The organism is Streptomyces sp. NPDC048171 (assembly GCF_043202655.1).
Taxonomy (GTDB): Bacteria; Actinomycetota; Actinomycetes; order Streptomycetales; family Streptomycetaceae; genus Streptomyces.
In genome coordinates, this window is the sequence record NZ_JBIDAU010000009.1 from 365081 (window position 1) to 390363 (window position 25283).

Sequence of the window (25283 nt, forward strand, 5' to 3'; positions counted from 1 at the left end):
GCCGCCGTCACGCGTCCCCGTACGCCTCGCCGCCCAGTTCGAACCCGGCCGACCCGACGGTGGCGTTCGCGAGCCAGGAGCGGAAGGTCTCCACGTCGGTCTCGGGCAGGCCGACCTCGATGGTCACCGCCTCGGCGTAGCGCACGTCGCGCACCGTGTGGCCCGCCGCACGCAGGTCGTTCTGGAGCCGCCCGGCCCGCTGGTGGTCGACGGTCACGGTGGCCAGCCGGAACCGGCGCCGGGTGAGGGTGCCGAGGTCGTCCAGCGCCTCGCCGACCGCGCCTCCGTAGGCGCGGATGAGTCCGCCAGCGCCGAGCTTGACGCCGCCGTAGTAGCGCGTGACGACGGCGACGACGTACCGCATGTCGCGGCGCAGCAGCATCTGGAGCATCGGGACGCCGGCCGTGCCACCGGGCTCGCCGTCGTCGCTCGCCTTCTGGACGGCGGCGTCGGCGCCGATGACGTACGCCCAGCAGTTGTGACTGGCGTCGGCGTGCTCCTTGCGTACGCCCGCGACGAACGCCTGGGCCTCCTCCTCGGTGGCGGCGGGGGCGAGGGCGCACAGGAAGCGGGAGCGGTTGATCTCGGTCTCGTGCACACCCGCGCGGGCGACCGTGCGGTACTCGTCCTGCATGCGGCCAGCCTATGCGCTCACTGCCGCCCGCCCCTCGGCACCGCCGTCGCGGTGAGCAGGGCCGCTCCGGGGGCGAGCGCCCGCCAGGTGGTGCCGTGCCAGTCCAGTACGGCCACCGCCGACGTGGGGTACTTGGCCCGGACCCGGTCCAGCGCGTCGTCGAGGGCGTCGCCGGCCAGGGTGCCGATGAGGTCCTCCAGGCCGGGGTTGTGGCCGACCAGGAGCAGCGTCTCGACGTCGGCGGGCGCCTCGCGCACGACGTCGAGGAGGTCCGGTACGCCCGCCGCGTACAGGCGCGGGACGTGACGCACCGGCGGGGGCGTGCCCCACTGCCCGGAGGCCAGTTCCCAGGTCTGCCGGGCGCGTACGGCGGTGGAGCACAGGGCGAGGTCGGGCAGCCAGTCGTGCTCCGCGAGGGCGCGTCCGGCGGCCGTGGCGTCGCGCAGTCCGCGCCGGGCGAGCGGGCGGTCGTGGTCGGCGACGCCCTCCGGGCGGGCCGACTTGGCGTGCCGCAGGACCACCAGGCGGCGCAGCGGGCCGGAGCCGGGGCGCGCGATCACGCGGGGGCTCCGAGGTCGCGGGTGAGGTGGAGGCCGAGGAAGCGGTCGGCGTAGGCGCAGATCTCGAAGCGGGCTCCGTCGGGCAGGTCCGGGTCGGTCTCCACGCCGCGCAGGACACGCAGCACCCCGGGCGCGTCCAGGTCGTCCTCCCAGGCGGCCCGCAACCGGTCGCGCACCTCGGCCGGTACGGGGCGCGAAGGCTGCCGCGCCCAGGCGGCGACCGCGCTCCGCAGGCGCGCGAGGGTGTCGCGGGCCTCGTCCAGGGCGGTCGCGTCCAGCTCCACGCGCGCGTGGTGGTGCCGTTCCAGCAGGGCGAGACGCACGGCGTCCGGGTCGGTGAGGTCGGGTGCGGCCGGGTGCACGGCGGCGACGGCGACGGTGACGCCGTCCGGGACGGTTCCGCCCTCGCGCCGCACGTGCACGCTCTGGCCGGTGTCCGGTCCGGCGCCGCCGTCCTCGAAGGGCCGGATGCCCAGGGCCGCCGCCCGCTCCCGCAGCCCGCCGGGCTCTCGCGCGGCGGTCAGCAGTGCCCACGCGGGCGTGCCGGCGAGTTCCAGGGCGCGGACCAGGAGGTCGGCGACGAGCAGCACGCGCAGCGTGGTCGCGTCTCCCTCCGCCGCGTGCGCCACGACGCGCGTCGGCGCCCGTCGGGCGGGGGCGGCGGGGGTGGGCTCTGCGGTCCGGGCGTCGATGATGCGCAGCACGGGGTGAGCGTAGGCGGGGTGACGCGGTGACGCACAGGGGACGCGCGCGCCGCTCCCGTGCCGCGCGGGGAATCTTGGCTCCCCGCGCTCCGTTGACCGGACCGGGAGACGCGACACGCGGGTCACCCAGGAGCCGAAGGAGGCCACCGGTGTACGGCGACGAGGCAGCAGTCCGCAAGATCCTCACCGAGCTGGGAGACACCTGGGCCGTGGTGGGCCTCTCGTCCAACCGGCAGCGCGCGGCGTACGGCGTGGCCGAGGTGCTTCAGCGCTTCGGCAAGCGCGTCGTGCCCGTGCATCCCAAGGCGGAGACGGTGCACGGCGAGCAGGGGTACGCCTCCCTCGCCGACATCCCCTTCGACGTGGACGTCGTCGACGTCTTCGTCAACGGCGACCTGGCCGGCCCGGTCGCCGACGAGGCGGTCGCGAAGGGCGCCCGGGCGGTCTGGTTCCAGCTGGGCGTGATCGACGAGGCGGCGTACGAACGGACCCGGTCCGCGGGTCTGGAGATGGTCATGGACCGCTGCCCGGCCATCGAGATCCCCCGACTGGGCTGACGCCGGGATCAGCGTCCCCCGCCCCCGCCCGACTCGATGACCACCACGTGCGCCCAGTCGGGCGGCGCGTCCGGGACGTACTCGGGATTGTCCTCGTCCACCGGCGTCCGCTCCCGGGGGAACAGGCCGACCACCGTCCGGCACGGCGGGCGCGTGTCCGGCCAGGGCGTCTGGCCGTCGGTCAGGACGACGACCGCGTCCGGCGCGGGACGCGCCCGCAATGCCTTGGCGAAGCCCGTGCGCAGGTCCGTGCCGCCGCCGCCGACCAGCGGGATCCCCTCGGCCCGGCACAGGGTGTACGCGACCCGGGCCGCCGCGTCGCAGGGCACCACGCCGACCAGGTCGCGACGGCCTCCGACGGCGCGGGCGATCGCGGCAACCTCCAGGAGCGCACTGCCGAGTTCGGCGTCGCTGACCGACCCGGAGGTGTCGACGACCACGGCGACCCGCGGCGGTCGGCGCCGCAGGCTCGGCAGCACCACGCCGGGCGTGCCGGCCGAGCGCCGCGACGGCCGGCCGTACGTGTAGTCCTCGCCCGCACCGCCCGAGGACGTCGCCGAGCGGACCGCCGCCCCCAGCAACTGCCGCCAGGGCTGCGGCGGATGGAAGACTTCCTCCGCCCACCGCCGCCACCCCTTCGGCGCGCGGCCCGGCCGGGCGTTGATGCCACGGGCCACCCGGAAGCGGACCGCGTCCCGTTCCTGTTCACTGAGCCCGTCCGCGCCGTCCGGCCCGAGGTCCCACTCCCGTTCGAGGCCGTCGGCGCCGCTGCCGCAGTCCAGCCAGGCCAGGCTCTCGGTGAGCCGCCCGAGCCGGAACTGGCGCAGGTAGTCCTCCATGAGCTGCCCGGCGGGCAGTCGCAGCAGCCACGGCTGGACCGCGCCCTCGGGACGGACCAGGCCGTCGCCGAACACGTCGTCGTTGATCTCGCAGTCGGCGGCGATGTTCATCCGCAGCCGTTCCGCCGGACCGTTCAGTCCGCGCTCGCGCGCGACCCGGTCGCTGCGCCCATGGTGGTCGCGGAGCAGGTGCGACACCTCGTGCACCCAGACGCCGGCCAGTTCCTCCACGGGCGTCCGGTCCACGAAGACCGGCGAGGCGTAGCACCGCCAGTACCGGTCGACGGCCATCGTCGGCACCCGGCGCGAGGGGACGACGTGCAGCGCGAACAACGCGGTCGCCAGGTAGGGACGCGCCCGCGCCGCTTGCAGCCGGGCGGCGAAGAGCTTGTCGAGGTCCAGCTCGATCCGGGGGCGGCCGGCCGCGGGCAGCACGGCGTCATCCGTGGGGCCCGTGTTCATCGGCCCGCCTCCGTGCCGCCCGCGGTCCGCCCCGCCCCGCGGTCCGCCGCACGGTCCGCCGCCTGGTCGGCGCGGCGGGACAGGGACATGGCTCCGGCGAGCCGGTCGATGGATGCCGGCACGTCCCAGTCCTGCTGTCGCAGCGAGGCGAGGGTGGTCGCCGGGACGACCACGACGTCGGGGGCGCCGGTCTCCATCGCCCGGGCCAGCAGCGCCCATGCCGCGTCCCAGCGGGACTTGGACGGTCGCATGCGTACGGCGGCCACCACGCCGTCGAGCACGGCCTGCCGCAGATCGCCCCGTTCGGGCAGCGGAGCCCCGGCGGGGTCGGCGAGCAGCGTCTCCGGGTCCGGGAGGTCCATGCGGTCCACGAACGCCATCAGCTCCAGCCCGGGGCCGTCTCCCACGGTGCCCCGCACGAGCAGAGAGAGGACCTCCCTGGAGGAGCCGGCGGCGGTCGCGAAGGCGATCAGGCACAGGGTCATCTCCCAGCTCCGCGGCGACGGCCAGGCCCCGCCCCTGCGGGTCTCGCCGCTGGGCAGCCGGTGCACGAGGCCGGGGCGGGCCGTGAGGAACTCGCACACCGCGCGGCGGGCGTGGCGCACGGCCCCGGCCAGTTGGCCGGGGGCCAGGCTCGGCAGCGTCGCCCGGGGCCAGGTCCCGCCGAGTCCGCGGACGACGACGTCGTGGTCGTGGGTCCACTGGAGATGGACGAACCGGTTGGCCAGCGGAGGGCTCAGCTCCCAGCCGTCGGCCGCCGAGGACCGCGGGTTGGCGGCGGCCACGATCCGCACCCCGGGCGGTAGCCGCAGGGCACCGATCCGCCGTTCGAGGACGAGGCGGAGCAGTGCGGCCTGGACGGCGGGCGGCGCGGTGGACAGCTCGTCGAGGAAGAGCAGTCCCCGCCCGGTCCGTACCAGGCGCACCGCCCAGTCCGGCGGGGCCATGGGAACACCCTGTTCCGCGGGGTCGTCGCCGACGACGGGCAGTCCGGAGAAGTCGGACGGCTCGTGCACGCTGGCGATCACGGTGGTCAGCGGGAGGTCCAGGGCGGCGGCGAGCTGGGTGAGGGCGGCGGTCTTGCCTATCCCCGGCTCTCCCCAGAGCAGCACGGGCAGGTCGGCGGCCACGGCCAGGGTGAGGGACTCCAGCTGGGTGTCGGGCCTCGGCTCGGTGGTCGCGTCACGCAGGAGGGTCAGCAGTTCCCCGGCGACGTCGAGCTGCGAGGGCGAGGCGTCGAGGGGTGGGACGGAGGACAGGGGGGCGTATGTCGTCATGTGTCATCACCTGAGGGTCGAGGATCGTCGGTGGAGGTGGGCGGGGCGCCTGCCGCCCGCGTGAAGGGGCGGCCCGGCATGGTCAGCCGAAGGTGGCCTGGCGCGGGCGGAACCGGCCTTCGCGGGCACCTTCACGGTGCGGGCCGACGCGCCCGGCGGCGGGTTCGTCGAGGCCCGCGCGGAACATGCCGTGGGCGATCCGCCGTTCGGCGGCGGCCTCCAGTTCGTCCCGCAGGGCACCCGCGCGCAGGCGTGCGCCGGGGCCGAGGAGGTTCTCCACGACCGCGAGGGCACCAGCGGTGTCGCCGTGGTCCAGGCGTTCACGGATGTCGGGGAGGCACTCCGGGCGGCGGTGCGCCTCGTCGATGACCTGGAGGCAGGGCAGCGGGGTTCCGGTCAGCGCGGCCAGCAGTTCTTCCCGGCGGATCTCGGCCGGGTCGTGGTCCAGTGCCGCGAGCACCCCCTCGACCAGGCCGAGCCGGTGCCGGGCGCCCCGGCAGTCCACGACGCGGGGTCCCGCCGTGGGCGCCGTGGGCGGGGGTGGGAGGGCCGGCCCGTGGTCCGGGAACAGCGCGGAGGCGACCAGTGGATGCAGGCGGCCGGCCCCGATCGCACCGGCGCGCACGAGTTCCAGGTCGGGAGGCACCCAGGTCGCCGCGTCGGGCAGTACCGGCAGTGCGGACAGGCCGTCGCCGCGTGCGGGCGCCGCGCCGATCCGCAGGGCGGGAGCACCGTCGCCGTCGGCCACCGCCTCCGGGTCCGGCTCCAGGACGAGCCACCGCCCGGCACCGATGCGCACGACGACGCCACGGGCGCCGGTACCCGTGCCGACCGGTGTCCGTCCCTCGGCGCGCAGCAGGAGGTCCGCCTCGTCCGCCCACCGGTCGGCGGCGCAGGGACGCATCGGCGGCTCCGTCGCCCCCGGCGGGCCCAGCGGACAGGGCGGGCCGGCACCGGGCGGCAGGTCGGCACCCGACCGGCCCCGCAGCTCACCGGCCCGGCGCACGTCCCACAGATGGCGATGCAGGTCGAGCCGGAACCGGCGGCGGGGCCGGGGGTGCGGGTGCCGTGCGGCGCCGGCACCCGGGGCGTGGCCGTCCCACAGGGCCAGGCTGATCCGCTGGCCGCCCGCCGCCCAGGCGGGCGGGGTCCGAACCACGAGGTGCACCGCACCGGCGCCGTCGCGGCCCGTCCCGTCGTACCGGGCCAGGGTGCACGTCAGGCCGGGGCGCAGCAGTCCGTCCGGAGCGATTCTCGGCATGTGCCAGCGCAGCAGGTCGGGGGCCAGACGGCGCAGGTCGGCCCGGACACGGGTGGCGAGTTCGTGGCCGTGGACACGGGCCGCGGACCGCAGGTCGAGGTCGACGTCGAAGGCCGCGGCGGCGCACGCGCCGGCCCAGTCCCCGGCACGGCGACGGACGGTCGCGGTCTCGATCATGGCGGGCGGCACGGCGTACTCACGCACGCGCCGCCAGAAGGAGAGGCGGGAGTCGGAGGCTCCGTTCGCGAGGTGAGTGGGCATCAGCACTCACCTTGCGCGGACGGGTCCCCCAATCTGCCTGGAGGAGGAGTAGTCATCGCCGGGAGCATAGCCACCGCAGGACCCGGCGGCCAGGGATTTTCCGGCACCCCGGGACGAAGGCCGCACGGCCGTTCCCGAGGACGTCCGGGCGCCCACATAATGTGCGCGTGACCGCACCTTCCCCCCACTCCGGCTCAGCTCCCGCGCAGCGTATTCCGGTCGTCGTCGTGGGCGCCGGACCTGCCGGGCTCACCGTCGGCGCCATCCTGCGCGCCGCGGGCGTCGACTGTCTGGTCCTGGAGACCGAGACCCGTGAGTTCGTCGAACGGCGGCCGCGCGCGGGGGTCATCGAGGAGTGGGCCGTACGCGGGCTGGAGCGGCGGGGGCTGGCGCGGACCCTGTTGGAACGGGCGCAGACGCACACCGAGTGCGAGTTCCGGTTCGCCGGTGAGCGGTACCGGTTCGAGTACACCGGACTGACGGGGCAGCACCACTTCGTCTATCCGCAGCAGTTCCTGGTGACGGACCTGGTGCGCGAGTACGCGGACGTGCGCGGCGGGGAGATCCGGTTCGGTGTCCGGGACGTACGCCTGCACGAGCCGGAGTCCGACCGTCCGTCGGTGTCGTACGTGTGCCCCGACTCCGGTGAACGCCGCCACGTGCAGGCGGACTTCGTGGCGGGCTGCGACGGGGCTCGCGGGGTGACGCGGGCGGCGCTGCCCCCGGAGCGGGCCCGGCTCGCCCGGCACGACTACGGCGTCGGCTGGCTGGCGCTGCTCGCCGAGGCGCCGCCGTCCTCGGACTGCGTCGTGTTCGGCATGCATCCGCGCGGTTTCGCCGGCCACATGCCGCGCAGCGCCGAGGTGACCCGCTACTACCTCCAGTGCCCGCCGGGGGACGACCCGGAGGGCTGGTCGCACGACCGGGTCTGGACCGAGCTGCGGGAGCGCCTGGGGGCGGCCGGCGCACCGCCACTGCGGGAGGGGCGGCTGATCGAGCGGCGCGTCCTGGACATGCACAGCTACGTCGTCGAACCCGTGGTCTTCGGCCGGCTCTTCCTGGCCGGGGACGCGGCGCACCTGACCGCGCCCATAGCCGCCAAGGGACTGAACCTCGCCCTGCACGACGCGTTCCTGCTCGGCGACGGGCTGGCCGCGCACTTCACCAAGGGCGACGACGCCGGGCTGTCCGGGTACGCGGGGGCGTGCCTAGCCCGGGCCTGGGACTACCAGGAGTTCTCCCAGTGGCTGTCGGAGGTGTACCACGGCACGGCGTCGGGCGACCCGTACCGCGCGGGTGCGGCGCTGGCGAGGCTGCGCCGCCTGTTCGACTCGCCGGTCGCGGCGACGGAGTTCGCCGAGCGCTACCTGGGCGTGCGGACCGGCGGCTGAGGCTGCCGTCTCAGTCGTGCAGCGGCCGGTCGCCGAGCCGGTGGTCGGCGACGTTCAGCGCCTCGTCCACCAGGCGGCGCAGATGCCCGTCCCGCAGCGTGTACACGACCCGGCGCCCCTCCTTGCGGGTGCTCACCAGTCCCGCGAGCCGCAGCCGGGCCAGATGCTGGCTGACCGCGGGCCGGGCCGCTTCGCACACCTCCGTGAGGGTGGTGACGTCGGCCTCGCCGTCGGTCAGGGCGTGCAGCAGGGTCAGGCGGGTGCGGTCGCCGAGCAGGGCGAGGAGTTCGGCGGCGAGCGCGAACTGCTCCTCGCCCGGTGTGCGCGGGTGCGCATCGTCCGCGGATGACAGGTGCATGCGTGCGCTCATACGCACATAATGGCGCCGTGGGCGCCACGCGTCCACCCACGGCACCGGACCACCCGGACCACCGGAAGGGGCATCCCGTGAGCGACCCGCACCGGCATCACCCCCACGACGGCCGCCGTCCCCCGGCGGGCAGATGGCACCGTCTCACCCACCGGCTGACCCCGCACTCCCACGAGAGCGCCGCCAAGGTGGACTCCGCCCTGGAGTCCTCGTCCCGCGGGCTGCGCGCGCTGTGGGTGTCGCTGGCGGTGCTCGGCGCCACGGCGCTCGTCCAGGCGGCCGTGGTGGCGGCCTCCGGGTCGGTGGCACTGCTCGGCGACACGGTGCACAACACCGCCGACGCCCTGACCGCCGTACCGCTCGGCATCGCCTTCGTCCTGGGCCGCCGCGCGGCGACCCGGCGCTTCACCTACGGCTACGGGCGGGCGGAGGACCTGGCCGGCATCGTGATCGTCCTGACGATCGCCGCCTCCGCGGTCCTCGCGGCCTGGACGGCGGTGGACCGGCTGCTCGACCCCCGCCCGGTCACGCACGTCCCGGCGGTCGCGGCGGCCGCGCTGGCCGGTTTCGCGGGCAACGAGTGGGTGGCCCGGTATCGGATCCGGGTGGGCCGGGAGATCGGCTCGGCGGCGCTGGTCGCCGACGGGCTGCACGCGCGGACGGACGGCTACACGTCACTGGCCGTGCTGCTGGGCGCCGGCGGCGCCGCACTGGGATGGCGGCTCGCCGACCCGCTGGTGGGGCTGGCGATCACGGCCGCGATCGCGCTGGTCCTGCGGGACGCGGCGCGCGAGGTGTTCCGGCGGCTGATGGACGCCGTCGATCCGGCGCTGGTGGACCGGGCGGAACAGGTACTGCGCGAGGTACCCGGCGTGCGCGGGGTGGGTGAGCTGCGGCTGCGCTGGGTCGGGCACCGGCTGCGCGCCGAGGTCGCCCTGGTCGTGGACGGCGAGGCGACCGTCCGCCGGGCCCACGGCATCGCCGTCGAGGCCGAGCACGCCCTGCTGCACGCCGTGCCGCGGCTCACCGCCGCGCTGGTTCACGCCGACCCGGCACCGCTGCCGGGCGAGGCGGACCCGCATCTGGCGCTGGCCCACCACGCACCGGGTTGACGGTCAGGCGACGCCCAGCCCCTCCAGGACGACGGCGCCCGGCAGTTCGGCGAACGCCTTGCCGGGCACCAGCAGCTTCCCGCGCCGGCGCCCGCTGCCTACGAGGACGTAGGGCAGGTCGACAACGGCCGAGTCCACCAGCAGGGGCCAGTCGCCGGGCAGGCCGACCGGGGTGATGCCGCCGTACTCCATGCCGGTCTCGCCGGTCGCGGTGTCCATCGGGGCGAAGGACGCCTTGCGCGCGCCGAGGTGACGGCAGACGACGCCGTTGACGTCGACGCGGGTGGTGGAGAGGACCAGGCAGGCGGCGAGCGTGTTGCCACCGGCCCGCTTGCCGGTGACCACCACGCAGTTCGCGGAGCGTTCGAGCAGGTCACGGCCGTAGTGCTCGACGAAGGTGGCGGTGTCGGCCCATTCCGGGTCGGTGTCGACGTAGACGATCTGCTCGGCGGGGACGCCGCCGCGCCAGTGGCGTACGGCGTCGGCGACCGGGCGGGTCAGCTCGTCTAGGCAGTCCGGTGCGGGCGTGGCGCTGTCGAAGTTCCCGATGGGTGCGTGCATGGCCGCACGGTAACAACGGCGACCGGTGAGCGGGACGGCCGTCTCAGCGGACGGGCGGCACCGACACCGCCATGATCATCTCCATCGGCTCCGCGCCCTCGTTGCCGTACGTGTGCGGGGTGTCGGACTCGAAGGAGGCGCTGGCGCCGGCCGGGACGCTGTGCGCCGCCCCGTCGACGGTGAGCGTCAGTTCCCCGGCCGTGACGTGCACCATCTCGACCGTGCCCGTGGGGTGCGGGTCGGAGGGACTGGTCTCCCCCGGCATCAGCCGCCACTCCCACATCTCGAGCGGCCCGGGCGCCTCCACCCCGGCGAGCAGCCTGCTGAAGCTGCCGGCGTCGGTGTGCCAGAGGCGTACCGCCTGTTCGGCGGGGACGACGCGGACCTTGGGGCCCTGCTCCCAGTCCAGCAGGGTGGTGATGCTGATGCCGAGCGCGTCGCCGATCTTGACGACGGTGCCCAGGCTGGGGTTGGTGCGGGCCTGCTCGATCTGGATGAGCATGCCGCGGCTGACGCCCGCGCGGGCGGCCAGTGCCTCCAGGGTGAAGCCGCGCTCGGTGCGCCAGCGCTTGACGTTGCGCGCCAGGGACTGGGTCAGCAGGTCGAGGTCCGCCACGTTCCGTCCATTGCCTTCTTGAGTCCGTGCAGGTCCGTGCAGGTCCGTGAACCGTTTCGCGCACCGCTTCGTGCATTATTTTGGATGACGCAGTGCAGTCCAGTGAACTATGGTCTGCTGCACCCGAAGGTTCACCGAACTGTACTGCGAGGCGACCGGATCATGACAGCGCTGTTCGCCCTGGCCACCAGCCTCCTGTGGGGCATGGCCGACTTCGGCGGCGGGGTACTGACCCGGCGCACGCCCGCCCTCACGGTGGTCGTCGTCTCCCAGTCGGTCGCGGTCGTCGTCCTCGGCACGATCGTGGCAGCGACCGGCGCCTGGAGCGAGGCGTCCGCACACCTCTGGTTCGCGGTCGCCGCCGGTCTGGTCGGCCCGGTGGCGATGCTCGCCTTCTACAAGGCGCTCGCCCTGGGCCCGATGGGCGTCGTCTCGCCCCTGGGCTCGCTCGGTGTGGCCGTGCCGGTGGGCGTGGGCCTCGCCCTCGGCGAGCGCCCCGGGCTGCCCCAGTTCGCCGGGATCCTGGTCGCCGTCGCGGGCGTGGTGCTCGCCGGCGGTCCGCAGTTGCGCGGTGCGCCGGTCCAGCGGCGGACGGTCGCCCTCACCCTCGTCGCGGCCTTCGGGTTCGGCGCCGTGATGGCCCTGATCGCGGAGGCGTCGACCACGCTCACCGGCCTCTTCCTCGCCCTGTTCGTCCAGCGCGTCACCAACGTCGCCGCCGGCGGACTGGCCCTGTGGGTGTCCGTCCGGCGCGGCGCCCCCGCGCTGCCGCCGGAGGGCTTCCCGTGGGGCTCGCTGCCGGCGCTGGGCTTCGTGGGGCTCGCCGACGTCGCGGCCAACGGCACGTACTCGATCGCCGCGCAGCACGGCCCGGTGACGGTGGCGGCGGTGCTGGCCTCCCTGTATCCGGTGGTGACCGCGCTGGCCGCGCGCGGGTTCCTCAGCGAACGCCTGCGCGCCGTGCAGGCGGCGGGCGCGGGCCTCGCCCTGGTGGGCACCCTGCTGCTGGCCACGGGCTGACCCGGTCCCGGCGGGTGTGGTGCGGATCTTGCCGGGGTGGTGGGGCCCGGCACTCACATCTGCCGCGTTGCCGTCGGTCGCGAGGCACGGTCGCCCCGACCCGGCCTGATCCCCACGACACCCCGCGGCACGGCGCGCGGCGAACTCTCAGCTCTCGGCGGCCGGTTCCGCGAGCCTGCCCGTCGCCTCCGGCAGGTCGTCGCCCAACTCCGCCAGCCTGGCCAGCGCCTCGCCGTCCAGCCCCGACAACTCCCGCAGCTGCCCCGGCGTGACCCCGTCGGGGATCGGCACCGGGGCCGGGGTCCGCAGCGGCGGCTGCCAGCCCTCGGCGGGGGTCCAGCGTCGTACGACCTTGGCGGGCGCGCCCGCCACCACGGAGTGGTCGGGGACGGTGCCCCGCACCACGGCGCCGGCGGCCACGACCACGTTCCGCCCGATCCGCGCGCCGGGCAGGATCACCGCGCCGGTGCCGATCCAGCAGCCGGGGCCGATCTCGACCGGGTCCATCCGGGGCCACTGCTTGCCGATGGGCTGGTGCGGATCGTCGTAGGAGTGGTTGGTGGAGGTGACGTAGACGTACGGGCCGAAGTAGCAGTCGCTGCCGATGGTGACGGTGGTGTCGGCGATGACGTGGCTGCCGCGGCCGAGGACGACCCCGTCGCCGATGCGCAGGATCGGCTCGGGACCGAGGTCGAGGTCGGGCATGAGCCCGGCGGTCAGCGTGACCTGCTCGCCGATGATGCAGTGGGCGCCGACGTGGATCCAGGGCTCGCCGAAGACCGTGCCGAGCGGGAACGCGAGCCGGGTGCCCGTACCCATGGCGCCGAAGCGGAACCGTCCGGGGTGTGCGGCGGTGACGGACCCGGTGCGCTGCACCCAGGCCCAGCCCGCGTGGACGGCCCGCTGCGCCAGGCGGCTCCGCCAGGACGAGAACGTGTTCTTGCGCTTGGGCACCCGCTCACGGTAGTCGGCGGGCGGTGCGGCCATGACCGCGGAGTGCTGTGATCTTCACCCCACCGGGTGGCGTACGGTGCCGTACATCACCCGAACAGGAGGCGGAGATGACGCAGAAGGCGCTGATCACGGGCATCGCCGGCAAGGAGCCCATGGTGGACGCGGGGGCCTTCGTGGCGCCGACGTCCTCGGTCATCGGGGACGTGACGCTGCACGCCGGGGCGAGCGTCTGGTACGGCGCGGTGCTGCGCGGCGACGTCGAGCGGATCTCGGTGGGTGCGGACAGCAACGTCCAGGACAACTGCACGCTGCACGCCGACCCCGGTTTCCCCGTAATGGTCGGCGAGCGGGTCTCCATCGGGCACAACGCCGTGGTGCACGGCGCGACCGTCGAGGACGACTGCCTGATCGGCATGGGTGCCACGGTCCTCAACGGCGCGGTGATCGGCGCGGGTTCGCTGGTCGCGGCCCAGGCGCTGGTGCCGCAGGGGATGCGGGTGCCGCCGGGCTCGCTGGTCGCGGGGGTGCCGGCGAAGGTCAGGCGGGAGCTGACGGAGGAGGAGCGGGCCGGGGTGACGCTGAACGGCACGATGTACGCGGCGCTGGCCGGGGAGCATCGGGGGGCGTTGGGGGAGGATCTCTAGGAGGCCGGGTGCGGGTTGGTGATGGCTGGGGTCGCGCCCCGCGGCGGAGCCGCACGATGTCACAGCCCGGCGCCCCTTCGGGGCGCGCTTCTACTCGGCGGCGGAAAGAGGCTGAGCGCTCTTTGCCTTCTTCTTCAGGACCAGCATGGAGGTCACGCCGATGACGACCGCCAGCACCAGGCCCAGCCACGAGAAGCGCTTCAGCCAGGACTCCGCGACGATTCCGACGTAGTAGATGACGGCGGTGGTGCCGCCCGCCCAGACGATGCCGCCGAGGACGTTGGCGATCAGGAACTTCCAGTACGGCATCCGCAGCACACCGGCCAGCGGGCCCGCGAAGATGCGCAGCAGGGCGACGAAGCGGCCGAAGAACACGGCCCACATGCCCCACTTCTGGAAGGACCGCTCGGCGGTGGCGATGTGGCCCTCGCTGAAGTGCTTGGGGAACTTGCGACCCAGCCACGTCAGCAGGGGCCGGCCGCCCCTGCGGCCGATGGCGTACCCGATGGAGTCGCCGATCACCGCGCCCGCACTGGCACAGGCGCCGAGGACCAGCGGGTCGATGCCGCCGTGCTGCGACGACAGCAGGGCCGCGGACACCAGGATGATCTCACCGGGCAACGGAATGCCCAGGCTCTCCAGACCGATGACCAGTCCGACGACGGCGTACACGGCCACCGCGGGCACCGTGTCGAGCCACTCCTGGACGTGCAACGCGCATCCTCCGCTTCGCGTACCTGTTCCCGGGTGCGCCTCGGCGAAGGCGCACCCGGGAAGCCTACCGGTTCGCGGGAGGTCAGCTGTTGGGACGCAGGGTCCATATGACGGTCATCTCACCGGTCACCGCGCCGTCCTCGCGCCGGATGGCGACGCTGACCGGGAACTCGGGGCGGCTCCCGGCGTCCAGCTCGGCGACGACGTCGGCGGCGGGGCGGCCGAGCGTCGCGGTGGCGGTGACCGGGCCGAGCGCGATCTTCTTGAACGCGATCTCGGCGGTGACCGGCAGCGGTACGGCCCGGGAGAGCTGGTCCCCGAAGGCGGCCAGCACGATCGCGCCGCTGGCCGACTCGCCCAGGGTGAACATGGCCCCGGCGTGCGGTCCGCCCACGTGATTGCGGTACTCGGCCTGGTCCGGGAGGGCCAGGACGGCCTTCTCCGGAGTGGTCTCCAGGTACTCGAGGTTCAGGGTCCTGACCATCGGCACCGTGGCGGCGAGCAACTCGCCGATCGACATCTGATCTGCGCTCATGGAGGCAGGTTACCCATGAGTAGCATCGAAGGGCCAGGCCCGGCACGGGTGACCTCCGCGCGACCCATCACGGGAGCTCCTCACTTCTGGTACGTCCCTGACAAGGCCCGGTGACCGAATCGTGTCCTGGGCGGCATTAGGGTGACTGCTCATGTGGCCAGGACAGCAGCCGCCCGGGGGCGAGCAGAACCCGCAGAACAATCCGTACCAGCAGCCGGGGTACCAACAGCCGAATCCCTACCAGCAGCCGGGGTACCAGCAGCAGCCCGGCCAGTACGGGCAACAGCAGTGGGGGGCGCCGCAGCCCGCAGGGGCGCCGCAGCCCGCTCCGGGCGGTGGCGGTGGCGGGAACCGGACGAAGCTGGTCGCGATCGTCGCGGCCCTCGCCGTGGTGGTGGCCGCCGGTGTCACCGGGTTCCTGGTGCTCGGCGGTGACAAGGACGACCAGGCGGACGACGGCAAGGACAAGAAGCCGTCCGCGAGCGCGTCCGCGGACAAGTCCGAGACCCCGTCCACGGATCCGAGCGCGTCCGGCTCCGACGACAACCCGCGCGGCGGCGACGGGCTGGAGGCGACCGTCGACGGCTGGAAGGTCGTCGCCAACCCGCGCTTCGGCACCATGTTCGACGTGCCCGCCGACTGGGAGATCGACAGCAAGGACACCAGCGTCGGCTTCGAGTGGGAGGAGAAGGGCAAGACCGACCGCACGACGGTCACCGCCCCCGCCTACCTCAAGTCCGAGTGGTGCACGACGGACGAGAACAAGGACGGCCGCAAGGAGAGCACCTCCCTCGCGACCACCGGTACCCGTGGTGAGAGCGGCGCCACGAACACCGACCAGGCGGCCGAGACGCGAGTGCCGTGGTGGATCTACGGCGGGTACACGCAGCCGGACAAGAAGAGCGTGAAGTACGGCAAGCCGAAGGCCTACACCACCACGTCCGGCATCAAGGGCAGCGTCATCACCGCCTACTCGCAGGGCACGCCCCAGAAGGGCAAGTGCGACACCGAGGGCAAGGCGATCACCTTCGCGTTCAAGAACAGCGCGGGCGATTTCGTCACCTGGAACCTGTACGGCGCCAAGGGCGTCGACGAGGAGGTCCCGGAGGCGACGATCCAGAAGATCCTCAGCACGGTGCGGCTCACCGAGGAACCGCCGACCGAGTCGTAGGCGCCGCTCAGCCGATGCCGAACGCCCCGGCGGGAGGCTCGGGCGACGGTACGGCGTCCGCGTCCCGCACCGGCCGCGCGCCGCCGATGAAGTCCCGCAGGGCCGCCCCGTGTTCGACCCTGGCCGGGAAGGCGTCGGCGGCGGTGCGCCGGGCCAGCGCCGGGATGTCCAGGGGCCGGTCCGCCGCGACGAGGACCGCGTTGCCGAACCGGCGCCCGCGCAGCACCCCCGGTTCGGCGATCAGCGCCAGTTCCTCGAAGAGCGTGGCGAAGCCGGCCAGCTGGCCGCGCAGGAAGCCGAACGGCGCCCCGTCGGCGAGGTTGGCCACGTACACGCCGTCGGCGCGCAGGACCCGTGCCGCCTCGCGGGCGTACTCGACGGAGGTCAGCTGCGCCGGCACGCGTGAGCCCCCGAAGACGTCGGCGACCAGCACGTCGGCCGAGTCCGCGGGGGCGTCGGCCAGCCAGGCGCGGGCGTCGGCGCCGTGCGCGGTGATGTCCGCACCGTCCGGCAGCGGCAGGTGCTCGGCGACCAGGTCCAGCAGCCCCCGGTCCGCCTCCACGACGTCCTGGCGCGAGCCCGGCCGGGTCGCGGCCAGGTACCGCGGCAGGGTGAACGCGCCGCCGCCGAGGTGCAGCACGTCCAGCGCGCGGCCCGGCTCGGCGACGGTGTCCAGGACGTGGCCGAGCCGGCGCGTGTACTCGAACTCCAGGTGCGCCGGCTCGTCCAGGTCGACGTAGGACTGCGGCGCCCCGTCCACGGTGAGCAGCCAGGCCCGCCGCCGGTCGACGTCGGGCATGAGCTTGGCGGTGCCGTGGTCGGTGACGCGGCTGACGGGGATGGCTTGGTTCACTCCTCCATTGTGCGGTCGGACATCGCCGACAGGGGCGCGGGGGACTGCGCGACCAGCCACGACGGCCCCGCAGCCCCCACCCACATCAAGGGGCACTCACCCGACGGCCGTCACGGTTCCCGCCCCCACGGTCCTCCCACCCTCACGGATGGCGAACCCGAGCCCGGTCTCCAACGGCACATCCCGCCCCAGCTCCACGGTCATCGTGACCGTGTCCCCGGGCCGCGCAACCGCCGGCTCTCCGAGATCCACGTCTCCGACGACATCCGCCGTACGAATGTAGAACTGCGGCCGGTACCCCGTGGCGACGGGTGTCGAACGCCCTCCCTCCCGCGCCGACAACACGTACACCCGCGCCGAGAAGCGCCGCGCGGGCACGACGCTGCCGGGCGCGGCGACCACGTGCCCCCGGCGCACGGCGTCGCGGCCGACACCCCGCAGCAGCAGCGCGACGTTGTCCCCGGCCTGGGCCTCCTCCATCGGCTTGCCGAAGGTCTCGAGGCCGGTGACCACCGTCTCGACGGACGCCCCCAGCACCTCGACCCGGTCGCCGACGCGGACCGTGCCGCGCTCGACCGCGCCGGTGACGACCGTGCCGCGGCCGGTGATGGTGAGCACGTTCTCCACCGACAGCAGGAACGGCGCGTCCAGGTACCGCTCCGGCATGGGCACGTAGGTGTCCACGGCGTCGAGCAGCGCCTCGACGGACGCGGTCCACCGGGGGTCGCCCTCCAGGGCCTTCAGTCCCGAGACCCGCACGACGGGCACGGAGTCGCCGCCGTAGCCGTGCGCGGTGAGCAGCTCGCGGACCTCCAGTTCGACGAGGTCGGTCAACTCCTCGTCCCCGGCGTCGGCCTTGTTGAGCGCGACCACGATGTGGTCGACGCCCACCTGCCGGGCGAGCAGGACGTGTTCGGCGGTCTGCGGCATGATCCCGTCCAGCGCGGACACGACGAGGATCGCCCCGTCCAGCTGGGCGGCGCCGGTGACCATGTTCTTGACGTAGTCGGCGTGGCCGGGCATGTCGACGTGCGCGTAGTGCCGGGTGTCGGTCTCGTACTCGACGTGCGCGATGTTGATGGTGATGCCGCGCGCGGCCTCCTCCGGGGCCCGGTCGATGCGGTCGAACGGCACGAACGTGCCGGCGCCGCGCTCGGCGAGGACCTTGGTGATGGCGGCGGTCAGGGTGGTCTTGCCGTGGTCGACATGGCCCATCGTGCCGATGTTCAGATGCGGTTTGGTGCGGACGTACGCCGTCTTGGACATGGCGGTACCTCGAAGCCTCGTGGCGGTGGTGGGGACCCCGGTGTCCGGCCGACCCTCCCCCTGGGGGGTCCGCCGGAGTGTCCGGGGAGGGTCAGCTTCGGGCGCCGTCGGCGGCGGCCGGGAAGAAGAGGACGGCAGCCTTCGGCGCATCCGCGACGGCGGATGCTGCGAGGTGGAAGGCGTACCGGAACATGAGGCAGATCCTCGCCGACGCCCTGTTCCACGTCGAATGGTTTTTGCGAGCGGTTACAGAGAGAACGTCGGCGCGTCCAACGGCGTGGTGAGCAGGGCGGAACCGGCAGGGTGCGGGGCGGGGATTCACTCGGCTGTGACGCTGGTGAGACGCTCCATACGGCGATCACACACATTTGTCGGTTAGTGTCACCGGATGCTCGATGCCACCACCCGCTCTGGGGGCACCGCCACGGTCACTCCCCGGACCGCCGCAACGGAACTCGCCGTCGCCACCGCCGGCGGGCCGCTCCCACCGGCCCCACCGACCGGGTTCGCCGCCCGCGTGACCAGAGTCCTGCTCTCCCCGTGGTCCCGGCTCTCCCTGCTCGTCGCCCTGCTGGCCTCGGCCGCGACCACGGTCCTGCTCTTCCAGCCGCAGCAGTTGCTCACCGACGGCTGGCCGCCCCAGCTCGGCGGAGCCGCGGCGGCCGTCGCCTACGCGGTGGCGTACGGGCTGTGCACCGTCGCCTTCGTGCCGCGTCCGCTGCTGAACCTGGCCGCGGGTGCGCTGTTCGGCTCGCAGCTCGGCCTCGCCTCGGCGCTGGCGGGGACGGTGCTCGGGGCCGGGATCGCCTTCTGCCTGGGCCGGGTGCTGGGCCAGGAGGCGCTGCGTCCGCTGTTGCGGGGCAAGTGGCTGAAGGCCGCGGACGGGCAGCTGAGCCGGCACGGGTTCCGCTCGATGCTGGCGGCCCGGCTGTTCCCCGGGGTGCCGTTCGCCGCGGCCAACTACTGCGCGGCGGTGTCCCGCATGGGCCTGCTCCCCTTTCTCCTGGCGACGGGACTGGGTTCCATCCCCAACACCGCCGCCTACGTCGTCGCCGGGGCCCGCGCCTCGACGCCGACGTCTCCGGCCTTCCTGATCGCGCTGGCCTGCATCGCGCTGCCGGGGCTTGCGGGCGCGGCGGTGGCCTGGCGCAAGCGGCACCGGCTGCGCGGGCACTGACGGCGCGTTACAGGGCCTCCAGGATCATGGCGTTGGCGAGCCCGCCCGCCTCGCACATGGTCTGGAGTCCGTAGCGCGCCCCGCGCTCCCTGAGGGCGTGGACGAGGGTGGTGGTCAGGCGGGTGCCGCTGGCGCCGAGGGGGTGGCCCAGCGCGATGGCCCCGCCGTGCACGTTGACCTTGTCGAGGTCGGCGCCGGTCTCCTGCTGCCAGGCCAGCACCACGCTCGCGAACGCCTCGTTGACCTCGAACAGGTCGATGTCACCCAGGGAGAGCGACGCCCGCCGCAGCACCTTCTCGGTGGCGGGGATCACGCCCGTCAGCATCAGCAGCGGGTCGGAGCCGGTGACGGCGAAGCTGTGCAGGCGGGCGAGGGGGCGCAGGCCGAGGCGTGCGGCGGTCTCGGCCGAGGTGATCAGCACGGCCGAGGCGCCGTCGTTGACTGGGCTGGCGTTGCCCGCGGTGACGTTCCACTCGATCTGCGGGAAGCGCTCGGCGAAGGCCGGGTCGTGGTAGGCGGACCGGAGACCGGCGAGGACCTCCACGCTGCTCGCGGGGCGTACGCACTCGTCGCGCGAGACACCGTCCAGGGGCGCGATCTCGGCGTCGAAGCGCCCCGACTCCCAGGCCGCGGCGGCCTTCCGGTGCGAGGAGACGGCGAAGGCGTCCATCCGCTCCCGGGAGAGCGACCACTTGGCGGCGATCAGTTCGGCGCTGATGCCCTGCGGGACGAGTCCGTCCGGGTAGCGGGCCGCGACGCCGGGGCCGAAGGGGTCGGCACCGGCCGGCACGTTCGACCACATCGGGACGCGGCTCATCGACTCGACCCCGCAGGCGACGACCAGGTCGTACGCCCCGGCCATGACGCCCTGCGCGGCGAAGTGGACGGCCTGCTGGGAGGAGCCGCACTGCCGGTCGACGGTGGTCGCGGGCACGGACTCGGGGAAGCCGGCGGACAGCAGGGCATAGCGGGTGGTGTTCATGGCCTGCTCGCCGACCTGGTCGACGGTGCCGCCGATGACGTCGTCGATCAGCGCCGGGTCGACGCCCGACCGCTCGACGAGGGTGCGCAGCGTGTGCGCGAGGAGTTCCACGGGGTGGACGTGGGCGAGGGCGCCGTTCGGCCTGCCCTTGCCCATCGGGGTGCGTACGGCTTCGACGACGACTGCTTCACGCATGCTGCGGGCCTCCGGCTGCCGGCGACTACCAGTGAGTAGGAATTCTGGACTCACCATAGCCTCGCGAGTTGGAAAAACAAACCCTCATTTATGCTGGGCGCCATGGCCGTCGCCCCCAAGAACCCGCGCCCCTGCTCGATCGCCGACACCCTGGCGCTCGTCGGTGAGAAGTACTCGCTGCTCGTCCTGCGCGAGGTCTGCCTCGGCAACGGCCGCTTCGACCAGCTGGTCCGCAATACCGGCGCCCCGCGCGACATCCTCGCCACCCGGCTGCGGCGGCTCCTGGACGCGGGCATCCTGACGAAGGAGCCGTACAGCGAGCGCCCGCAGCGCTTCGAGTACCGGCCGACCCGGGCGGGGCTGGAGCTGGAACCGGTGCTGATGACCCTCATGGCCTGGGGCGACCGGCACCTGCGCGCGGACGGCGACCGCCCCATGGTGATCGAGCACGTCTGCGGCAGCGAGCTGGTGCCGCGGATCACCTGCCGCGCCTGCGGCGACACCGTCCGACACGAGGACCTGACCGCCCATCCGCAGGCCGACGGCTGGACCGTGACGGGCCCGACGGCCGCCTAGGAGACCTTCCACCCCTGTGGGCCGGACTTCACTTTGGGGCGCTACGCTGCCCCTCGGCACCGCCGGTCCCGATCATCCGACTTCGGGGTCCGGCGCGCCCATCGCCCTTTTCTCGCTCAGCACTTGGACTGCGTAACTTCATGTCTTGGTTCGAATCACTCATCCTCGGACTCGTCCAGGGGCTGACCGAGTTCCTCCCCGTGTCCTCCAGCGCGCACCTGCGCCTGACGGCGGCGTTCTCCGGCTGGCACGACCCGGGTGCCGCCTTCACGGCGATCACGCAGATCGGCACCGAGGCCGCCGTCCTCATCTACTTCCGCAAGGACATCGGGCGCATCATCTCGGCGTGGACACGGTCGCTGACCGACAAGTCGATGCGCCGCGACCCCGACGCGCGCATGGGCTGGCTGGTGATCGTCGGCTCGATTCCGATCGGCGTGCTCGGCCTGACCCTGAAGGACCAGATCGAGGGGCCCTTCCGGGACCTGCGCATCACCGCGACGATGCTGATCGTCGTCGGTGTGATCATCGGCATCGCGGACCGGATGGCCGCGCGGGACGAGAAGGGCGGCCGGCACCGCGCCCCCCGCGCGCGCAAGGAACTGGAGAACCTGACCGTCCGGGACGGTCTGATCTACGGCGTCTGCCAGGCGGCGGCCCTCATCCCGGGCGTCTCCCGGTCCGGGGCCACGATCAGCGGCGGCCTCTTCATGGGCTACCGGCGCGAGGCGGCGGCCCGGTACTCGTTCCTGCTCGCGATCCCGGCGGTGCTCGCCTCCGGGCTGTTCGAGCTGACGGACGCGATGGAGAGCGACCACGTCTCCTGGGGGCCGACGCTGTTCGCGACGGTCATCGCCTTCGGCACCGGATACGCGGTGATCGCCTGGTTCATGAAGTTCATCTCCACGAAGAGCTTCATGCCGTTCGTCTGGTACCGCATCGCGCTCGGCATCGTCATCATCGCCCTGGTCAGCACGGGCGCGCTCAGCCCGCACGCCGCGGAGTCGGCCGGCTGAGGGCCACCGCTTCTGTAGCCGTCCGGTAGCGCACCGTCAGTGCTTACCCCTAGGCTTGTCCGCATGTCCCCCGATTACGCGACTCCTGGTTCCGCGCGCTCCGCCGCGGAACTGAACGAGAAGATCCGTGCGCTCTGGCGCCGCGCGGGCGGGACCCTGTCGGCACAGGAGCGTGTGGAGTACGAGTTGCTGGTGGTCGAGTGGGCGAGAGCGATCCGCGGCGAGGTCATCGAGGCCGCCTGACCCGGAGCCGCCCCGCCCCGGCGCCCACCCGCCGTCAGCGCCCGCCGGCCACCCGGAGCACCGTCCCCGTCGTGTACGAGGCGTCGGGCGACATCAGCCAGGAGATCGCCGCCGCGATCTCCTCCGCCCGTCCGGCACGGCCCATCGGCACCGCCGCCCCCATCCGCCGCGCCCGGTCCGGCGCGCCCGCCGCCGCGTGCATCTCGGTGTCGATGACGCCGGGCGCGACCGCGTTGACCCGGACACCGTCCGGCCCCAGCTCCTTGGCGAGGCCCAGCGTCAGCGTGTCGACGCCCGCCTTGGCCGCCGCGTAGTGGACGTACTCCCCCGGGCTGCCGAGGGTCGCGGCGCCCGACGAGACGTTCACGATCACACCGCTCCCCCGCGCCGTCATGAGCCGGGCGGCGCGCCGGGCGCACAGCAGCACGCCGAGCAGGTTGACGTCCAGGACCCGGCGCAGGTCGCCGGTGTCGCTGTCGGCGAGGCGTCCCAGCGGCCCGGTCACGGCCGCGTTGTTCACCAGGCCCGTCACCGGCCCGAGCCGTTCCTCCGCCACGTCGAAGAGGCGCTCGACGTCGGCCTCGACCGCCGTGTCCGCGCGCACCGCCACCGCGCGTCCGCCCGCCTCGCGCACACCCGCGACGACGGACTCGGCGGCCGCCGAGTCCCGCGCGTAGCCGACGGCCAGGTCGTGTCCGTCCGCCGCGAGGCGCAGACAGGTCGCCGCGCCGATGCCACGGCTGCCGCCGGTGACCACGGTGATGGGTCGGTTCATGGAGCACCTCCGGTTTGATCGATCATCGATCACTCTAGGACCTGAGGAACGCCTTGCACATGTCTTGCGCACCATCGGCACCCGGTGTGATCAACTGAAATTCGCCCTCGTCACGGGGGCACACTGTAGACATCGGGGGGTAGGGAGGCGCCCATGAAGACGCTCGACCGCCGGCTCGCCTCCCCTTGGTGGCGCTCGGCCGCCGCCGTACTCGCCGGAGCGCTGCCCGTACTCGCCTTCCCGGGCCCCGCCCTGTGGTGGTGGGCCTGGTTCGCCCTGGTCCCCTGGATCCTGCTGGCCCGCACCGCGCCGACCGGGAAGCGGGCCGCGTACGACGGGTGGTGCGCCGGCTTCGGCTTCATGCTCGCCATGCACCACTGGCTGCTGCCGAACCTGCACGTGTTCACCTTCGTGATCGCGGCGCTGCTCGGCGCGCTGTGGGCGCCGTGGGGCTGGCTGGTGCGGCGGCTGCTGGGCGGCGCGCCCTCGGCCGGCCGGATCGCGGCGGCGCTCCTGGTGCTGCCGTCGGGCTGGCTGGCCGCGGAACTGGTCCGCTCCTGGCAGGGGCTCGGCGGACCCTGGGGGATGCTCGGGTCCAGCCAGTGGGAGGTGGCCCCGGCGCTGCGGCTGGCCTCCGTCGGCGGGGTCTGGCTGCTGAGCTTCCTGGTGGTCGCGGTGAACGTCGCCGTCGCCGTGCTCGTCGCCGTCCGCCGGGCGCGGGTGCCCGCGCTGGCCGGGCTCGTCGCCACCGCGGCCGCCACCTCCGCGGCCTGGGTCTGGTCGCCGCGCCCCGACACCGACGAGCGGGCCGCGATCGCCGTGGTGCAGCCCGGCATCGTGGACGGCGCGGACAGCGCCGACCGGCGCTTCGACCGCGAGGAGCAGCTCACCCGCGGGCTGGCCGACCGGGACCTCGATCTGATCGTCTGGGGCGAGAGCAGCGTCGGCTTCGACCTGGACGACCGGCCCGACCTGGCCCGCCGGCTGGCGGCGCTGTCCCGGGAGACCGGCGCGGAGATCCTGGTCAACGTGGACGCGCGGCGCTCGGACAAGCCGGGCATCTACAAGAGTTCGGTGCTGGTCGGCTCGGACGGCCCGACCGGCGACCGGTACGACAAGATGCGGCTGGTGCCCTTCGGGGAGTACGTGCCGGCCCGTTCGCTGCTCGGCTGGGCCACCTCCGTCGGCGAGGCGGCGGGCGAGGACCGCAGGCGGGGCACCGAGCAGGTGGTGATGAACGTCGGGGACGGGCTGCGGATCGGCCCGATGGTGTGCTTCGAGAGCGCGTTTCCCGACATGAGCCGCCAGTTGGCCGCCGACGGCGCGGAGGTGCTGGTCGCCCAGTCGTCGACGTCGACGTTCCAGCGCACCTGGGCTCCCGAGCAGCACGCCTCGCTCGCCGCGCTGCGCGCCGCGGAGACCGGCCGGCCGATGGTGCACTCGACGCTGACCGGCGTCTCCGCCGTGTACGACGCGAACGGGAAGCGGATCGGCTCCTGGCTCGGCACCGACGCGAGCACCGCGCGGGTGTACGAGCTCCCCCTCACGCACGGCACCACGCCGTACGTGCGGCTCGGCGACTGGACCGTGCACGCGGCGCTGGTGATCCTCGCGGCGTGGGGCGCCGGCGAGGGCGTACGGGCGGTGCGGCTCAGGCGGAACGCTCGTGGACCGCGCGTACCACCCGCTCACACAGATCGTGGGTCTCCAGCGCGTCCCGGGCACTGAGCAGCCGCCCCGCGCGCACCGCGTCGAGGAAGGCGAGCACCGCCTGCTCGATGCCGCGCTGCCGGGCGACCGGCACCCAGTCGCCGCGCCGCCGCACGGTCGGCTGGCCCTTGTGGTCGATCACCTCGGCGAGGTTGACCACCTGGCGCTTGGTGTCCTGGCCGGAGACCTCCAGGATCTCCTCCGCCGAACCGCTGAGCCGGTTCATGACGCCGAGCGCGGTGAAGCCCTCCCCGGCGAGCTGGAGCACGACGTGGTGCAGGAGGCCGTCCTGGACGCGGGCGCGCACGGTCACGTCGTCGACCGGCCCCGGCACCAGGAAGCGGAGCGTGTCCACGACGTGGATGAAGTCGTCGAGGATCATCGTGCGCGGTTCCTCGGGCAGCCCGGTGCGGTTCTTCTGCATGAGGATCAGCTCGCGCGGGTGCTCGGCGCACTGCGCGTATCCGGGCGCGTAACGGCGGTTGAAGCCGACGGCGAGGCTGGTCCGCCGCTCCTCGGCGAGGGCCACCAACCGTTCGGACTCGGCGAGTTCGTAGGCGAGCGGCTTGTCGACGTAGGTCGGTACGCCGGCTTCCAGGAGCCCGGTCACGATCTCGGGGTGGACGGCGGTCGGCGCGTGCACGAAGGCGGCGTCGAGGCCCTGGGCGAGCAGTGAGCCGAGGTCGGCGTGGCGCTGGGTGTCCGGCAGGCGCAGTTCGTCGGCGACCCGGGTGAGGGTGGCGGGGGTGCGGGTCTGCAGGTGCAGTTCGGCCCCCGGCAGGGCGGAGAGCACCGGCAGGTAGGCCTTCCGCGCGATGTCGCCGAGTCCGATGCAGCCGACCTTCAC

Annotated in this window: 28 protein-coding genes; 11 read left to right on the forward strand and 17 right to left on the reverse strand. The window is 73.8% G+C overall.

Annotated features, from left to right (window positions below; genetic code table 11):
• Nucleotides 1-7 precede the first annotated feature (7 nt).
• The 3 genes from ACGF3J_RS26635 to ACGF3J_RS26645 are packed head-to-tail and all read right to left on the reverse strand — an operon-like array spanning nt 8 to nt 1898.
• Entirely contained in the window at nt 8-634 is a 627-nt protein-coding gene (locus tag ACGF3J_RS26635; RefSeq protein ID WP_161331050.1) for a YigZ family protein, read from the reverse strand.
• Between the two features lie 17 nt (nt 635-651).
• On the reverse strand, nt 652-1194 hold the full coding sequence (locus tag ACGF3J_RS26640) for a histidine phosphatase family protein (protein ID WP_161331049.1): 543 nt from the start codon (nt 1192-1194) through the stop codon (nt 652-654).
• Nucleotides 1191-1898 carry a hypothetical protein gene (locus ACGF3J_RS26645; RefSeq protein ID WP_393854956.1) on the reverse strand — a complete coding sequence of 236 codons (708 nt, stop codon included), beginning with the start codon at nt 1896-1898 and terminating at the stop codon, nt 1191-1193. The genes ACGF3J_RS26640 and ACGF3J_RS26645 overlap by 4 nt, the downstream gene beginning before the upstream one ends.
• Nucleotides 1899-2047: 149 nt before the next feature.
• Between ACGF3J_RS26645 and ACGF3J_RS26650 the strand changes: the two genes are divergently transcribed.
• Nucleotides 2048-2455, forward strand: coding sequence for a CoA-binding protein (locus tag ACGF3J_RS26650; protein ID WP_161329755.1), 408 nt, complete (start codon nt 2048-2050; stop codon nt 2453-2455).
• Nucleotides 2456-2463: 8 nt separating this feature from the next.
• On the opposite strand, the gene ACGF3J_RS26655 is transcribed toward ACGF3J_RS26650, so the two are convergent.
• The 3 genes from ACGF3J_RS26655 to ACGF3J_RS26665 all read right to left on the reverse strand — a co-directional run bounded on the left by ACGF3J_RS26655 (nt 2464) and on the right by ACGF3J_RS26665 (nt 6555).
• Complete coding sequence (locus ACGF3J_RS26655) at nt 2464-3756, reverse strand: VWA-like domain-containing protein (RefSeq protein WP_161329754.1); 1293 nt, start codon at nt 3754-3756, stop codon at nt 2464-2466.
• The gene (locus ACGF3J_RS26660) at nt 3753-5033 is read right to left on the reverse strand and encodes an AAA family ATPase (protein ID WP_393854957.1); all 1281 of its coding nucleotides are present in this window, start codon (nt 5031-5033) and stop codon (nt 3753-3755) included. Before ACGF3J_RS26660 ends, ACGF3J_RS26655 begins: the two co-directional genes overlap by 4 nt.
• Nucleotides 5034-5115: 82 nt before the next feature.
• Nucleotides 5116-6555 carry a hypothetical protein gene (locus ACGF3J_RS26665; protein WP_393854958.1) on the reverse strand — a complete coding sequence of 480 codons (1440 nt, stop codon included), beginning with the start codon at nt 6553-6555 and terminating at the stop codon, nt 5116-5118.
• 167 nt (nt 6556-6722) lie between these two features.
• On the opposite strand from ACGF3J_RS26665, the gene ACGF3J_RS26670 reads away from it, so the two are divergent.
• On the forward strand, nt 6723-7946 hold the full coding sequence (locus tag ACGF3J_RS26670; protein WP_161331943.1) for a 4-hydroxybenzoate 3-monooxygenase: 1224 nt from the start codon (nt 6723-6725) through the stop codon (nt 7944-7946).
• A 10-nt stretch (nt 7947-7956) separates the two neighbouring features.
• On the opposite strand, the gene ACGF3J_RS26675 is transcribed toward ACGF3J_RS26670, so the two are convergent.
• Nucleotides 7957-8316, reverse strand: a complete 360-nt coding sequence (locus ACGF3J_RS26675; protein ID WP_161331944.1) for a metalloregulator ArsR/SmtB family transcription factor — start codon at nt 8314-8316, stop codon at nt 7957-7959.
• 77 nt (nt 8317-8393) lie between these two features.
• Here ACGF3J_RS26675 and ACGF3J_RS26680 point away from each other — a divergent pair, with 77 nt between their 5' ends.
• The gene (locus tag ACGF3J_RS26680) at nt 8394-9428 is read left to right on the forward strand and encodes a cation diffusion facilitator family transporter (protein WP_161331945.1); all 1035 of its coding nucleotides are present in this window, start codon (nt 8394-8396) and stop codon (nt 9426-9428) included.
• A 3-nt stretch (nt 9429-9431) separates the two neighbouring features.
• Here the strand turns inward: ACGF3J_RS26680 and ACGF3J_RS26685 are convergent, their stop codons facing one another.
• Nucleotides 9432-9989: a YbaK/EbsC family protein gene (locus tag ACGF3J_RS26685; RefSeq protein ID WP_393854959.1), complete on the reverse strand. Its 558-nt coding sequence runs from the start codon at nt 9987-9989 to the stop codon at nt 9432-9434.
• Between the two features lie 43 nt (nt 9990-10032).
• Nucleotides 10033-10605: an XRE family transcriptional regulator gene (locus tag ACGF3J_RS26690; RefSeq protein ID WP_161331946.1), complete on the reverse strand. Its 573-nt coding sequence runs from the start codon at nt 10603-10605 to the stop codon at nt 10033-10035.
• Between the two features lie 162 nt (nt 10606-10767).
• Here ACGF3J_RS26690 and ACGF3J_RS26695 point away from each other — a divergent pair, with 162 nt between their 5' ends.
• A complete protein-coding gene (locus ACGF3J_RS26695; RefSeq protein ID WP_161331947.1) occupies nt 10768-11625 on the forward strand; it encodes a DMT family transporter in 858 nt (285 codons plus the stop codon).
• 147 nt (nt 11626-11772) lie between these two features.
• Here the strand turns inward: ACGF3J_RS26695 and ACGF3J_RS26700 are convergent, their stop codons facing one another.
• A complete protein-coding gene (locus tag ACGF3J_RS26700) occupies nt 11773-12579 on the reverse strand; it encodes an acyltransferase (RefSeq protein ID WP_161331960.1) in 807 nt (268 codons plus the stop codon).
• Between the two features lie 107 nt (nt 12580-12686).
• On the opposite strand from ACGF3J_RS26700, the gene ACGF3J_RS26705 reads away from it, so the two are divergent.
• Nucleotides 12687-13223: a gamma carbonic anhydrase family protein gene (locus ACGF3J_RS26705; RefSeq protein ID WP_161331948.1), complete on the forward strand. Its 537-nt coding sequence runs from the start codon at nt 12687-12689 to the stop codon at nt 13221-13223.
• Between the two features lie 90 nt (nt 13224-13313).
• Here ACGF3J_RS26705 and ACGF3J_RS26710 read toward each other — a convergent pair whose 3' ends face one another.
• Both ACGF3J_RS26710 and ACGF3J_RS26715 read right to left on the reverse strand, forming a co-directional pair.
• The gene (locus ACGF3J_RS26710; RefSeq protein WP_161331949.1) at nt 13314-13937 is read right to left on the reverse strand and encodes a DedA family protein; all 624 of its coding nucleotides are present in this window, start codon (nt 13935-13937) and stop codon (nt 13314-13316) included.
• Between the two features lie 82 nt (nt 13938-14019).
• Complete coding sequence (locus ACGF3J_RS26715; protein ID WP_161331961.1) at nt 14020-14457, reverse strand: DUF4442 domain-containing protein; 438 nt, start codon at nt 14455-14457, stop codon at nt 14020-14022.
• 166 nt (nt 14458-14623) lie between these two features.
• Here ACGF3J_RS26715 and ACGF3J_RS26720 point away from each other — a divergent pair, with 166 nt between their 5' ends.
• Nucleotides 14624-15643, forward strand: a complete 1020-nt coding sequence (locus tag ACGF3J_RS26720; RefSeq protein ID WP_161331950.1) for a hypothetical protein — start codon at nt 14624-14626, stop codon at nt 15641-15643.
• Between the two features lie 7 nt (nt 15644-15650).
• Here ACGF3J_RS26720 and ACGF3J_RS26725 read toward each other — a convergent pair whose 3' ends face one another.
• Both ACGF3J_RS26725 and tuf read right to left on the reverse strand, forming a co-directional pair.
• On the reverse strand, nt 15651-16496 hold the full coding sequence (locus ACGF3J_RS26725) for a fused MFS/spermidine synthase (protein WP_161331951.1): 846 nt from the start codon (nt 16494-16496) through the stop codon (nt 15651-15653).
• Between the two features lie 96 nt (nt 16497-16592).
• Nucleotides 16593-17762: an elongation factor Tu gene (tuf, locus tag ACGF3J_RS26730; RefSeq protein ID WP_161331952.1), complete on the reverse strand. Its 1170-nt coding sequence runs from the start codon at nt 17760-17762 to the stop codon at nt 16593-16595.
• Between the two features lie 388 nt (nt 17763-18150).
• Between tuf and ACGF3J_RS26735 the strand changes: the two genes are divergently transcribed.
• Entirely contained in the window at nt 18151-18939 is a 789-nt protein-coding gene (locus ACGF3J_RS26735) for a TVP38/TMEM64 family protein (protein WP_161331953.1), read from the forward strand.
• A 7-nt stretch (nt 18940-18946) separates the two neighbouring features.
• Here ACGF3J_RS26735 and ACGF3J_RS26740 read toward each other — a convergent pair whose 3' ends face one another.
• On the reverse strand, nt 18947-20116 hold the full coding sequence (locus tag ACGF3J_RS26740) for a thiolase family protein (protein ID WP_161331954.1): 1170 nt from the start codon (nt 20114-20116) through the stop codon (nt 18947-18949).
• Nucleotides 20117-20218: 102 nt separating this feature from the next.
• On the opposite strand from ACGF3J_RS26740, the gene ACGF3J_RS26745 reads away from it, so the two are divergent.
• The 3 genes from ACGF3J_RS26745 to ACGF3J_RS26755 all read left to right on the forward strand — a co-directional run bounded on the left by ACGF3J_RS26745 (nt 20219) and on the right by ACGF3J_RS26755 (nt 21951).
• Nucleotides 20219-20692: a helix-turn-helix domain-containing protein gene (locus ACGF3J_RS26745; protein WP_161331955.1), complete on the forward strand. Its 474-nt coding sequence runs from the start codon at nt 20219-20221 to the stop codon at nt 20690-20692.
• A 140-nt stretch (nt 20693-20832) separates the two neighbouring features.
• Entirely contained in the window at nt 20833-21708 is an 876-nt protein-coding gene (locus tag ACGF3J_RS26750) for an undecaprenyl-diphosphate phosphatase (protein ID WP_125493726.1), read from the forward strand.
• A gap of 63 nt (nt 21709-21771) precedes the next feature.
• Nucleotides 21772-21951: a hypothetical protein gene (locus ACGF3J_RS26755; RefSeq protein ID WP_161331956.1), complete on the forward strand. Its 180-nt coding sequence runs from the start codon at nt 21772-21774 to the stop codon at nt 21949-21951.
• A 34-nt stretch (nt 21952-21985) separates the two neighbouring features.
• On the opposite strand, the gene ACGF3J_RS26760 is transcribed toward ACGF3J_RS26755, so the two are convergent.
• Nucleotides 21986-22726 carry an SDR family oxidoreductase gene (locus ACGF3J_RS26760; RefSeq protein ID WP_161331957.1) on the reverse strand — a complete coding sequence of 247 codons (741 nt, stop codon included), beginning with the start codon at nt 22724-22726 and terminating at the stop codon, nt 21986-21988.
• A gap of 153 nt (nt 22727-22879) precedes the next feature.
• Between ACGF3J_RS26760 and lnt the strand changes: the two genes are divergently transcribed.
• Nucleotides 22880-24454 (forward strand): apolipoprotein N-acyltransferase, encoded by a 1575-nt coding sequence (gene lnt, locus ACGF3J_RS26765; protein ID WP_161331958.1) that lies wholly within the window; start codon nt 22880-22882, stop codon nt 24452-24454.
• On the opposite strand, the gene ACGF3J_RS26770 is transcribed toward lnt, so the two are convergent.
• Complete coding sequence (locus ACGF3J_RS26770) at nt 24378-25283, reverse strand: Gfo/Idh/MocA family protein (protein ID WP_161331959.1); 906 nt, start codon at nt 25281-25283, stop codon at nt 24378-24380. The genes lnt and ACGF3J_RS26770 overlap by 77 nt on opposite strands.

Excerpts from the sequence above, each read along its gene's own strand:
- ACGF3J_RS26750 (WP_125493726.1), top strand. The coding sequence starts at position 20,833 with ATGTCTTGGTTCGAATCACTCATCCTCGGACTCGTCCAGGGGCTGACC.
- tuf (WP_161331952.1), bottom strand. The coding sequence starts at position 17,762 with ATGTCCAAGACGGCGTACGTCCGCACCAAACCGCATCTGAACATCGGC.
- ACGF3J_RS26755 (WP_161331956.1), top strand. The coding sequence starts at position 21,772 with ATGTCCCCCGATTACGCGACTCCTGGTTCCGCGCGCTCCGCCGCGGAA.
- lnt (WP_161331958.1), top strand. The coding sequence starts at position 22,880 with ATGAAGACGCTCGACCGCCGGCTCGCCTCCCCTTGGTGGCGCTCGGCC.
- ACGF3J_RS26745 (WP_161331955.1), top strand. The coding sequence starts at position 20,219 with ATGGCCGTCGCCCCCAAGAACCCGCGCCCCTGCTCGATCGCCGACACC.
- ACGF3J_RS26705 (WP_161331948.1), top strand. The coding sequence starts at position 12,687 with ATGACGCAGAAGGCGCTGATCACGGGCATCGCCGGCAAGGAGCCCATG.
- ACGF3J_RS26660 (WP_393854957.1), bottom strand. The coding sequence starts at position 5,033 with ATGACGACATACGCCCCCCTGTCCTCCGTCCCACCCCTCGACGCCTCG.
- ACGF3J_RS26715 (WP_161331961.1), bottom strand. The coding sequence starts at position 14,457 with ATGTCGATCGGCGAGTTGCTCGCCGCCACGGTGCCGATGGTCAGGACC.
- ACGF3J_RS26720 (WP_161331950.1), top strand. The coding sequence starts at position 14,624 with ATGTGGCCAGGACAGCAGCCGCCCGGGGGCGAGCAGAACCCGCAGAAC.
- ACGF3J_RS26685 (WP_393854959.1), bottom strand. The coding sequence starts at position 9,989 with ATGCACGCACCCATCGGGAACTTCGACAGCGCCACGCCCGCACCGGAC.
- ACGF3J_RS26695 (WP_161331947.1), top strand. The coding sequence starts at position 10,768 with ATGACAGCGCTGTTCGCCCTGGCCACCAGCCTCCTGTGGGGCATGGCC.
- ACGF3J_RS26635 (WP_161331050.1), bottom strand. The coding sequence starts at position 634 with ATGCAGGACGAGTACCGCACGGTCGCCCGCGCGGGTGTGCACGAGACC.
- ACGF3J_RS26655 (WP_161329754.1), bottom strand. The coding sequence starts at position 3,756 with ATGAACACGGGCCCCACGGATGACGCCGTGCTGCCCGCGGCCGGCCGC.
- ACGF3J_RS26760 (WP_161331957.1), bottom strand. The coding sequence starts at position 22,726 with ATGAACCGACCCATCACCGTGGTCACCGGCGGCAGCCGTGGCATCGGC.
- ACGF3J_RS26675 (WP_161331944.1), bottom strand. The coding sequence starts at position 8,316 with ATGAGCGCACGCATGCACCTGTCATCCGCGGACGATGCGCACCCGCGC.
- ACGF3J_RS26665 (WP_393854958.1), bottom strand. The coding sequence starts at position 6,555 with ATGCCCACTCACCTCGCGAACGGAGCCTCCGACTCCCGCCTCTCCTTC.
- ACGF3J_RS26740 (WP_161331954.1), bottom strand. The coding sequence starts at position 20,116 with ATGCGTGAAGCAGTCGTCGTCGAAGCCGTACGCACCCCGATGGGCAAG.
- ACGF3J_RS26735 (WP_161331953.1), top strand. The coding sequence starts at position 18,151 with ATGCTCGATGCCACCACCCGCTCTGGGGGCACCGCCACGGTCACTCCC.